The sequence below is a fragment of the Alphaproteobacteria bacterium genome (assembly GCA_018667735.1).
Classification (GTDB): domain Bacteria; phylum Pseudomonadota; class Alphaproteobacteria; order Rickettsiales; family JABIRX01; genus JABIRX01.
In genome coordinates this window covers 1-9,585 of record JABIRX010000053.1, presented here as the reverse complement: position 1 = coordinate 9,585, position 9,585 = coordinate 1, and the positions used below count along the sequence as shown (strand labels likewise).

The 9,585-nt window shown below is 32.7% G+C and carries 8 protein-coding genes, 1 tRNA gene and 1 pseudogene; 5 read left to right on the top strand and 5 right to left on the bottom strand.

The window, feature by feature from the left end; translation table 11 throughout:
- Positions 1-255: 255 nt before the first annotated feature.
- Positions 256-2,004: a gamma-glutamyltransferase gene (gene ggt / locus HOH73_05945; GenBank protein ID MBT5828395.1), complete on the bottom strand. Its 1,749-nt coding sequence runs from the start codon at positions 2,002-2,004 to the stop codon at positions 256-258.
- Positions 2,005-2,071: 67 nt separating this feature from the next.
- On the opposite strand from ggt, the gene HOH73_05940 reads away from it, so the two are divergent.
- Positions 2,072-2,293: an exodeoxyribonuclease VII small subunit gene (locus HOH73_05940; GenBank protein MBT5828394.1), complete on the top strand. Its 222-nt coding sequence runs from the start codon at positions 2,072-2,074 to the stop codon at positions 2,291-2,293.
- Here the strand turns inward: HOH73_05940 and HOH73_05935 are convergent.
- A tRNA-Arg gene (locus HOH73_05935) sits at positions 2,294-2,370 on the bottom strand. It abuts the gene before it with no gap.
- 124 nt (positions 2,371-2,494) lie between these two features.
- Here HOH73_05935 and kdsA point away from each other — a divergent pair.
- Genes kdsA through HOH73_05920 form a run of 3 tightly spaced genes read left to right on the top strand, consistent with a single transcriptional unit; the run spans position 2,495 to position 5,621 of the window.
- Positions 2,495-3,322 carry a 3-deoxy-8-phosphooctulonate synthase gene (gene kdsA, locus HOH73_05930; protein ID MBT5828393.1) on the top strand — a complete coding sequence of 276 codons (828 nt, stop codon included), beginning with the start codon at positions 2,495-2,497 and terminating at the stop codon, positions 3,320-3,322.
- A 4-nt stretch (positions 3,323-3,326) separates the two neighbouring features.
- The gene (eno, locus tag HOH73_05925) at positions 3,327-4,592 is read left to right on the top strand and encodes a phosphopyruvate hydratase (GenBank protein ID MBT5828392.1); all 1,266 of its coding nucleotides are present in this window, start codon (positions 3,327-3,329) and stop codon (positions 4,590-4,592) included.
- Positions 4,593-4,607: 15 nt separating this feature from the next.
- The gene (locus tag HOH73_05920) at positions 4,608-5,621 is read left to right on the top strand and encodes an aspartate-semialdehyde dehydrogenase (GenBank protein MBT5828391.1); all 1,014 of its coding nucleotides are present in this window, start codon (positions 4,608-4,610) and stop codon (positions 5,619-5,621) included.
- A gap of 141 nt (positions 5,622-5,762) precedes the next feature.
- Here the strand turns inward: HOH73_05920 and bioD are convergent, their stop codons facing one another.
- Genes bioD through HOH73_05905 form a run of 3 tightly spaced genes read right to left on the bottom strand, consistent with a single transcriptional unit; the run spans position 5,763 to position 7,886 of the window.
- Entirely contained in the window at positions 5,763-6,386 is a 624-nt protein-coding gene (bioD, locus tag HOH73_05915; GenBank protein ID MBT5828390.1) for a dethiobiotin synthase, read from the bottom strand.
- Between the two features lie 4 nt (positions 6,387-6,390).
- Positions 6,391-6,921, bottom strand: a complete 531-nt coding sequence (locus HOH73_05910; GenBank protein MBT5828389.1) for a septal ring lytic transglycosylase RlpA family protein — start codon at positions 6,919-6,921, stop codon at positions 6,391-6,393.
- On the bottom strand, positions 6,918-7,886 hold the full coding sequence (locus HOH73_05905) for a lytic murein transglycosylase (GenBank protein MBT5828388.1): 969 nt from the start codon (positions 7,884-7,886) through the stop codon (positions 6,918-6,920). Before HOH73_05905 ends, HOH73_05910 begins: the two co-directional genes overlap by 4 nt.
- Positions 7,887-8,294: 408 nt before the next feature.
- On the opposite strand from HOH73_05905, the pseudogene tolA reads away from it, so the two are divergent.
- A pseudogene (gene tolA / locus HOH73_05900) lies at positions 8,295-8,456 on the top strand (cell envelope integrity protein TolA).
- Positions 8,457-9,585: the final 1,129 nt, after the last annotated feature.

Here is a 9,585-nt window from a genome sequence, read left to right as displayed (position 1 = left end):
TTAGCATTAGCCGGATATAAAGCTGATTAAATTCATCGTAATATTTCTTAAATTTAAGTTTAGCTGCGTTGATTGCTTCATTATGTTATTATGCTAATTACTAAAAATATATAAGTGCGAATGATATATAGTTAGACATAATATTTTAGGGAAGATGCTGTAAAGTAGTTGCATTTAAGTTAATTAATTGAAGCACGCATTTAGTTTTGCTGAGAGGGTAAAGATAAGATGATGTTGTGACGCATGTTAAATTGGTTATTCACCTGTTGCAGCTCCTTCTCGTCTTTTATCGATACCGGCTGAGATGATTTTTCGTTCATTATCGATGAAGATAGCATGAATTCCACTGGTTAAATCTCTTACTTTCACTTTATGACCTATTTTTTCTAAATCTGGTTTAAAGTCAGAAAAATATGACTCTTCTTCCAATTCTAATGTGTCATTCATTTTGTTGAAATTTGGTTCATTAACTGCTTCATGAATATCCATTTGCCAATCTAAGGTAGCAATTATAGTTTTGGCTACATAAGAAATAATTCTAGCACCACCTGGTGAGCCAACAATCATGATCAATTTGTCATTTTTATCAAAAACAAAGGTAGGGCTCATGGAGCTACGCGGTTTTTTACCTGCTTCAATTCTATTTGCTACTAATTTTTGGTTAACTTTACTTTTGAAAGAGAAATCGGTTAATTGATTATTTAAAATAAAGCCGCCAGCCATTAGGCCAGAGCCAAAAGAATATTCGATTGAGGAGGTTAAAGAAACAGCATTTCCTTCTTTATCCAGGATTGAAATATGGGTTGTTGAAGGTGGTTCATATTTATTTTGATAATGGGCATATTTAGGGCTGTTTAATTGAGAGAATTCGCCTGGATAAACATTAATCATTGCGGCATCAACATTAATTAAAAAACTACGCTCTTTAAGATATTTTTTATCAAGCATCTTTTTGATAGGCACATCCACAAAAGCGCTATCTGCTGTGTAAGTATTGCGATCAGCGTAAGCAAGTCGCATGGCTTCATTTATTAGATGTAGAGATTCGATGGAATAAGGTTCCATTTGGGTTAAGTCGAAATTCTCTAAAATGCCTAATATTTGTAACAAAGTAACTCCACCAGAGCTTGGCATTGGCATTGAACAAACTTTATTTTTTCGATAATTTAAACAAATTAGGTCACCAGATAATGCTTTATAATTAGCAAGATCTTTTAAAGTTAGGCTACCTTTGTTTATTTTACTATTTTGGACCTTATTGACAATCTCTTCGCCTAATTTACCTTGATAAAAGCTATTTATACCATTTGCCGCAATTTCACGCAAGCTATTGGCTAAATCTGGGTTTTTAATTATATCATTTATTGCGCGAGGTTTTTTGTCTTGAAAGAATAATTCTTTCATTTCTTTGAATTCTTTGATATGGGCGGTATTTGCGATTAAATTATTAATTCTAGGAGTAACATGATAACCTAGAGCTGCAACATTTATTGCATCATTAAATAATTCAAACCATGGTAATTTGCCATGTTCTGAATGTGCCATTTTAAGCATTTTTAATAGGCCTGGCACGCCAACTGAAGCTCCACCTTTTAATGCTTCTTTAAAATTTTTATTATCTCCATTTTTATCTAGGAAAATATCGGGATTAATGTTTTGCGGTGCAGTTTCTCGACCATCAAAAAACGAAGATTTTTGCTTTTTAGCATCATAATATAATAAGAAGCCACCACCACCAATGCCTGATGCATGTGGTTCGACAACATTTAACACTAATTGTGCGGCAATTGCTGCATCTATTGCACTACCACCTTTTTGGATGATTTTTTGGGCTGCTTCACTTGCAACTATATGTCCAGAAACAACCATAAATTCTTTAGTTTCTAATTGTTCTTTAGCGAAAAAACCGCTGCTAATTTCTGGTGCAATTAATTCTTGTTCTTGAACTGGGGCATTATTAGCTAATAAAAAAAAGCTAGAAAATATTAAGAGTAATTTTTTCATATAATATGTTGAAATAGCAATTAGAATTTACTATATTTAAGCTTAATAACAAAAAAGCCAAGCAATTATGTCAAATAAAACTGCTAAAATAGCAGAAATAAAGAACTTATCCTTTGAGGATGCTTTAAAGAAATTAGAAGATATTGTTTCTTTAATGGAAGATAGTGATACGAGCTTGGATAATTCAATTGCCAATTATGAATATGGCATAGCTTTAAAAAAATATTTGGAGCAGCATTTAGAACAAGCAAAATTAAAAATAGCAAAAATAACTGAGCTAGATAGTTAGTGGTGTTCCTGAGAGGATTCGAACCTCTGACCCCCAGATTAGGAATCTGGTGCTCTATCCGACTGAGCTACAGAAACAATCACATAATTATCTTTTAATATAGTGTAAGCTAAAGTCAATTTTTGTATTTCGCTCAGCTTGCTTAATTATGTTTACATCCTAGCTTAATTTATTATAATGCAGCAAAATTTTAAGTAAATTATGTATAAAGTTAAAGTTAAAAATTATAGTTTAAGTAATCATGAAAAATTTACTTTAATAGCGGGCCCATGCCAGATGGAGTCGCGCGATCATGCTTTGATGTTGGCTGAGGAGATGCAGAAAATCTGTGCAAAACATGGAGTGAATCTTATATATAAATCCTCTTTTGACAAGGCGAATCGTTCAAGTGTGTCTTCTAAAAGAGGTATTGGCTTTAAGCAGGCTTTACCAATTTTTGCGGAAATAAAAGAGAAATTTTCTTTACCAATTTTAACTGATATTCACAGCGAAGAGCAGGCTAAATTGGTGGGTAGTAATGATGTAATTGATATTTTGCAGATTCCAGCATTTTTATGTCGTCAAACTGATTTATTAAAGGCGGCAGCAGAAACTGGTAAAGTAATAAATATTAAGAAAGGTCAATTTTTGGCTCCACAAGACATGCAAAATGTAGTTAATAAAATGGAGCATTTTGGTAATAAAAACATTTTACTAACTGAAAGAGGCGCAAGTTTTGGTTATAATAATTTAGTATCAGATATGCGTAGTTTAGCTATTATGGCCGAAACTGGTTATCCAGTAATTTTTGATGCAACCCATTCAGTTCAACAGCCGGGTGGTTTAGGTGGTGCCTCTGGTGGGCAAAGACATTTTGTTAGAACCTTGGCTAGAGCAGCAATAGCAGTAGGTGTTGCAGGTTTATTTACGGAAATACATGAAGACCCAGATAATGCGCCAAGTGATGGACCATGTATGCTAGAATTAGCATCATTGGATGATTTTTTAAAGCAAGTAACTGCAATTGATAAAATAACTAAATCTTTATAATAACATGACAGAAATAGCAAAAATTAAAGCGAGAGAAATTTTAGATTCAAGGGGTAACCCAACTGTAGAAGTAGATTTATATTTAAAGGATGGTTCTTTTGGTAGGGCGGCAGTACCAAGTGGCGCATCTACTGGAAGTTTAGAGGCATGTGAATTGCGTGATGAAGATAAAAATAGATATTTAGGTAAGGGAGTTTTACAGGCAGTTGCAAATGTAAATAATGAATTACAAGAAGCATTGCAAGATTTTCCAGCTTATCAGCAAAAGCAACTAGATCAGAAATTGATAGATTTAGATGCAACAGCTAATAAAAGTAGAATTGGTGCAAACGCCATATTGGGAGTTTCTCTTGCTTATGCTAAAGCGTGTAGTGCGAGCAAAAAACAACCTTTATATGAGTATTTGGGAGGTAAGCAAGCTAATAAAATGCCTGTTCCTATGATGAATATTATAAATGGGGGTGCTCATGCTGATAATCCGATTGATATCCAAGAATTTATGATTATGCCAATTGCGGCACATTCAATTAGTGATGCAATAAGAGTTGGTGCAGAAATCTTTCATCATTTAAAAAAATTACTTAAAGCAGATGGTCACAATACTGCGGTAGGAGATGAGGGAGGTTTTGCGCCAAATTTAGCTTCGACTGATGAAGCGTTAGATTATGTATTAAAGGCTATCGACTCAGCTGGTTATAAAGCTGGCAGCGAGGTTGCAATTGCTTTAGATGCAGCTTCTACTGAATTTTATCAAGCTGGTAAATATAATCTAGCTGGAGAGGGTAAGATTTTAACAAATGACGAATTAATCACATATTACGAAGATTTAGTAGCTAGATATCCTATTTTTTCTATAGAAGATGCGATGGCTGAAGATGATTATGAGGGCTGGCAGAAAATAACAAAAAGATTAGGAAGTAAAATCCAATTAGTTGGAGATGATTTATTTGTGACTAACCCAGAAATTTTAAAAAAGGGTATAGAGCAAGTTATGGCTAATAGTATCTTGATAAAAGTTAATCAGATAGGTACTTTAAGTGAAACTTTAAGTGCAATTGAAATAGCGCATAAAGCTGGTTATAGTGCGGTATTATCACATAGATCTGGTGAAACAGAGGACACTATTATTGCCCATATTGCGGTTGCAACTAATTGTGGACAAATTAAAACAGGTTCACTATCAAGATCTGATCGTACTGCTAAATATAATGAATTAATTAGAATAGAAGAAGAGCTAGATTCAAGTGCGCATTACGCGAAAATAGCTTAAATAATTAGGTATAAAATGGATAAAAAATATAATATTTGTATAGCTGGTGCAACTGGTAATGTTGGCAGGGAGTTATTAAATTTACTTTATGAGCGTAATTTTCCAGTAGGAGAAATTTACCCTTTAGCGTCAGAGCGTTCTAGGGGCAAGGATGTTTTATTTGGGCGAAAAAAAATCAAAGTTATTGCGATTGATGATTTTGATTTTAGCACAGCAGATATAGGATTATTTTCACCAGGTTCTGCAGTATCTGAAGAATATGCACCTAAGGCTGCTAAAGCTGGTTGCGTGGTAATAGATAATACTTCATTTTTTCGTATGGATGAAGATGTGCCGTTAGTAGTGCCAGAAGTAAATCCTGAGGCTATATTGCAATATAAAAAGAAAAACATAATTGCAAACCCAAATTGTTCTACTATTCAAATGTTGGTAGCTTTGAAACCATTACATGATGTAGCTAAAATAAAAAGAGTGGTAGTTTGTACTTATCAATCTGTGTCTGGTGCTGGTAAAGCTGCAATGGATGAGCTTTACAGTCAAAGTAAGGATATATTTATGAATAATAAAAGAGCTCCTAAACAATTTACTAAGCAGATAGCTTTTAATGTTATACCTCACATAGATGTTTTTATGGATGATGGTTTCACTAAGGAGGAGTGGAAAATGATGCATGAAACTAAAAAAATCTTATCGGATGACATAGAGGTTGTGGCAACATGTGTTAGATGTCCAATTTTTGTTGGTCACGCTGAAGCGATACATGTTGAGTTTGCAGATGAAATTTCATTGACACAAGCTTATGATGCTTTTGAGTCAGCTGAGGGTATTATGCTGGCAGATCGCAGGGAAGATGGTGGTTATATTACACCGGTTGAAGTGGTCAAAGAAGATGCCACATATATTTCGCGTGTGCGTATTGACCCAACTGTAAAGCATGGTTTGGCTTTTTGGTGTGTTGCAGATAATTTAAGAAAGGGAGCAGCTTTAAACACTATACAGATAGCTGAAAAATTAATTAAGAATTTATAATTTAGTTAAAAATACAAGATATTTTACTATTTAATTTATATTTAAATTTGATTTAGTCTTAGAAATTTAAAGTAATAAGTGCTATTTTAGCATAATTTAAGTTAGTTAATTTTGCTTAACCTATGCTAAAATATTTTTAAATTAGTTAAAAATATCGATTTGGTTTGCATAAAAGTTGGTCAAAGATTTTTGAATATTTTGTGCATTAGTTAAATCATTAGGAAAGTTATTTAGCATAATTTTATGAATTTTAATATTATGTAATTGGCAAAGTTCAATAACATTAAGGCTATGGCTTCTAGAGCCTAGATAATTACCGATTACTAGAATAATTTCAATATTAAGGTCTTTAATAAGGTTTAGAATGGTTTTATGTTGATTTATAGGCACCATAATACCTCCAATTCCTTCTATTAGGGCGTAATCTTTATTATGATTATTTAGAAACGAGCTACAAAAATCTAAAATTTTATTATAATTTAAATAATTTTTTGCTTGAATTAGGGCGGCACTATCTGGTGAGTCTGCAACATTATAATAAAAAGGCGAGATATTTAAGATATTTTCTTTAGTAATTTTTTGCCCTAGAGAGTTTAAAATTTGTGCTGAATCTGAATTTGTTAGCTCTGAAAAATCAAGTCCTGTAATAATTGGCTTTATAGCTTTAACTGTATTTTTTTCTGCAATTAATTTTTTAATCAGGGAGCAAATAAAGTAAGTTTTGCCAATTTCTGTACCAGTACTGGTTATAAAATATTTTTGCATATGGTTATAATTTATTTGCTTCACTTAAAGAGTGGTTTTCAGCTATATTTTCTGGGTGACTTTTTAGCATAATTTTACCAAAAAGTTTTTGATGAAGTTCATTAGTTTCTTTTTTAAGAAAATTTACTTTTACCAGGGTGGTACCTTGTTCTTTAAATTCTAATTTTTTAGCGGCTTTTTCGGACAGGTCAATTATGCGGTCTTTGGCAAAGGGTCCTCGATCATTTATTCTGACTATAAGAGTTTTACCATTTTCTAGATTTAGCACTTCTACAATTGAGGGAAGGGGTAGGGTTGGATGAGCTGCACTAATGTGATGTTTTTTAAATATTTCACCATTTGCAGTTTTTTTTCGATTAAATTTAGGTCCATACCAAGAGGCTACTCCGATTTCTTCGTAATTTACATTAGCTTCTGGGTAATACCATTGATCAAATATTTGATATGGTTTACCTATTTTAAAATGCCCTTTATAAGCAGCATGCAGCTGATTAGATGAGCATAAGATTATTATAGTTAAAAAAATTTTTATCATTTTATTTTTTCTGCAAGTAAGCCAATAGTAAGGGCAAAATAATTAGAATTATTCCATTCTTTTATGACATGGAAATTATTAAATAAAATAAATAATCTTCCATCATAGGTAATTAAATTAACTTTTTCTGTTAATTCAATTTGATTGAATTTAGTTTTTTGGATTATGTTGATGGGAAATTTTTTGGTAAGAGTTGCTAGAGAGATTTTTTTATTTTTTATTTTTTTGCTATAAGAGATTAATTCAGGGCTTGCAATTATTTCGTAACCAAAGGGTAAGTTTGGGTTCCAATTTATCTGATGTAGATAATTTGCGATAGAGGCAAAAACATCTTCTTTATCATGCCAGATATCTCTTTTTCCATCAAGGTTATAGTCTGAAGCATATTTAAGATAGGTAGAGGGCATAAATTGACATTGACCGCTTGCTCCTGCCCATGAGCCTTCATATTTATTAGGGTTGAGCTTATTTTCTTTAATTAATTTTAGTGCGGCAAAAAACTCATATTCAAAAAACTTTCTCCTTCTTCCTTCATAGGCTAAATTAAATAATGAATTTAGCACAGGGAAATCGCCCGTTTTTGTCCCAAAATTACTTTCAATCGCAAATAACGCTATAATATATTCTGGTTGCACCTGATATTTTGTGAAAATATTATTAAGCAAGTTATGATGTTCTTGTAATTTATTTTTGGCTTTTTTAATACGCAGATTATTTACAGCATTGTTATAATATTGGTTAAAGCTTTGTTTTTTAGTAAATTGTTTTTGATCGTTAAAACTATATGAGTCATCAAAATGAATTTTACTAAAGATATTATTAGTAAATTCTACATTATAGCCTAGTTTTATAGTTTGTTGCTGTAATTTATTTTTATATTTGCTAAAGTTATTATTATTGTTATTTGAGCAGGCTGTAATAAAAGCTAATATTAAGCTAAGTAGTAATAATTTTTTATTTTGCACTGAAACCAAGTAAATTTTATTCTATTTTATTTATAAAAATTATTGATGCAACCCCTCTATTTTAAATTTTAATTATATTTAATACATAAAAACCTTTGTAATAAGATAAAAATATGTTATTATAGTAAAAGAAATTGCTAAATATATACAAAAAAGCTAAAAAAAGCGAGTTTTACTTTAAAAACCTAGTATAAGTTGTTTTTCTTCGTAAATATTTAGAAATTATTTAACGACATTAAAGGAGGATTAATGCCAAAAAGTGTAAGTAATAGAGGATCTGGATCAGCAGCTGAGCAGCTTGCTATAAATACTGAAAAACAAGATAGAGCTTTTAAATCATTGCTTAATAAGTTAAATAAAATCAGACAAGCTCAGCGTTCATTATTTGAAAAATGTACTGAAGCTGAAGATGCAGCAGCAAAGGCAGAAGCAGATAAGGCAGCAGCACTAGAAGAAGCAGCAGCAAAGGCAGAAGCAGATCAGGCAACAGCACTAGAACTAACAAGAGAAAGAGAAGCAGCAGCAGCAAAGGCAGAAGCAGATAAGGCAGCAGCACTAGAATATGCAGCAGGATTATACAACAATGCTTATCGCTCTGTTATTGAGCTTCAAGATTTGGCGAGACATTTAAAAAGCATTGGAAAAAGTTTTAGATTTCGTAAGAGTGAAAGTGTAAATTATGATCTTGATGAGATTATTACACAATGTAAACCAAAACTGGAATCATTACAAGAAATTGCACGAGACAGAGGGTTAGATACTGGTGTAGATAATAGCACTAGTGTAGAAGATGTTCTACTTATTAGACGAGAAGAGGGTAAAATAGAAGGTGTGCATTGTAGCCATAGTTTTTTGAAAGCAGGTGCTTCTAGGGGAGATAGGCATGAGTTTAGCATGGGGGAAAAGCTCAAAGATTTAGAGTTTTATATGTTTAGAATGCAGAAAAAACTTAATTTTTTAAATAGCATATCACGAAAAGGGGAGGCAGCATCAGAAGAAGCGGTAGCACCAGAAGCAAGTGATCATTATATTATTTCAGAAATAAGTCTTAGATTAAAATTATTTGAGCAGCTAGGAAGTGAGCAAAAAGTAACTGAGGTTCAAGAAAGCTATAAGAAATATGTAGATGATTGGCGTAAAATAGCTGTTGTAAGAGATTGTTTTGAATTAAAATCATATGGGAAAAATGATGAATATAGAGAATTTGTAACTTCCGTGTCACAACAATTAGGATTAGATTTTCAAGAAAAAATAAGTTTTAGTGAAATTCCTCCATTTGAACTACCAGAACTAACTGAACTACCAAAACTAACCTTAGCAGAAAAGATTGTTTATGCCGAGCTACAAAAGAGTTTTAAGGCTTTGCCTCCTAGAACCGCTTCGCCTAGTAGTGATTCTGGATCAGATTCACCTAGCATCAATTCTTCTACTGCAGTTGCATCTCGTAGAAGGAGCAAGTCAGAGATGCCACAATCATCGCGATCTAAAGAAGAATCAAAGAATGGAGCACCAGAAAAGGGGGAAGAAGCAGCATCATCGGCTGACACTAGCGTTGGATCTAGCGGCTCAGCAGCACAAGGAGGCGAACCTGTTGGTGGTTCAGTGATAACTGAAGGTAGTGGAAGAAGTGCAAGATCTAGATCTGAAAGCAGAATGAGTAACCTTGGGCAGTTTGAGCGTGTGAGAGAAGCCAAGAAAG

What these genes read in the sequence shown, in the direction of transcription:
- ggt (MBT5828395.1), bottom strand. Translation starts at nt 2,004, where the DNA reads ATGAAAAAATTACTCTTAATATTTTCTAGCTTTTTTTTATTAGCTAAT.
- HOH73_05940 (MBT5828394.1), top strand. Translation starts at nt 2,072, where the DNA reads ATGTCAAATAAAACTGCTAAAATAGCAGAAATAAAGAACTTATCCTTT.
- kdsA (MBT5828393.1), top strand. Translation starts at nt 2,495, where the DNA reads ATGTATAAAGTTAAAGTTAAAAATTATAGTTTAAGTAATCATGAAAAA.
- eno (MBT5828392.1), top strand. Translation starts at nt 3,327, where the DNA reads ATGACAGAAATAGCAAAAATTAAAGCGAGAGAAATTTTAGATTCAAGG.
- HOH73_05920 (MBT5828391.1), top strand. Translation starts at nt 4,608, where the DNA reads ATGGATAAAAAATATAATATTTGTATAGCTGGTGCAACTGGTAATGTT.
- bioD (MBT5828390.1), bottom strand. Translation starts at nt 6,386, where the DNA reads ATGCAAAAATATTTTATAACCAGTACTGGTACAGAAATTGGCAAAACT.
- HOH73_05910 (MBT5828389.1), bottom strand. Translation starts at nt 6,921, where the DNA reads ATGATAAAAATTTTTTTAACTATAATAATCTTATGCTCATCTAATCAG.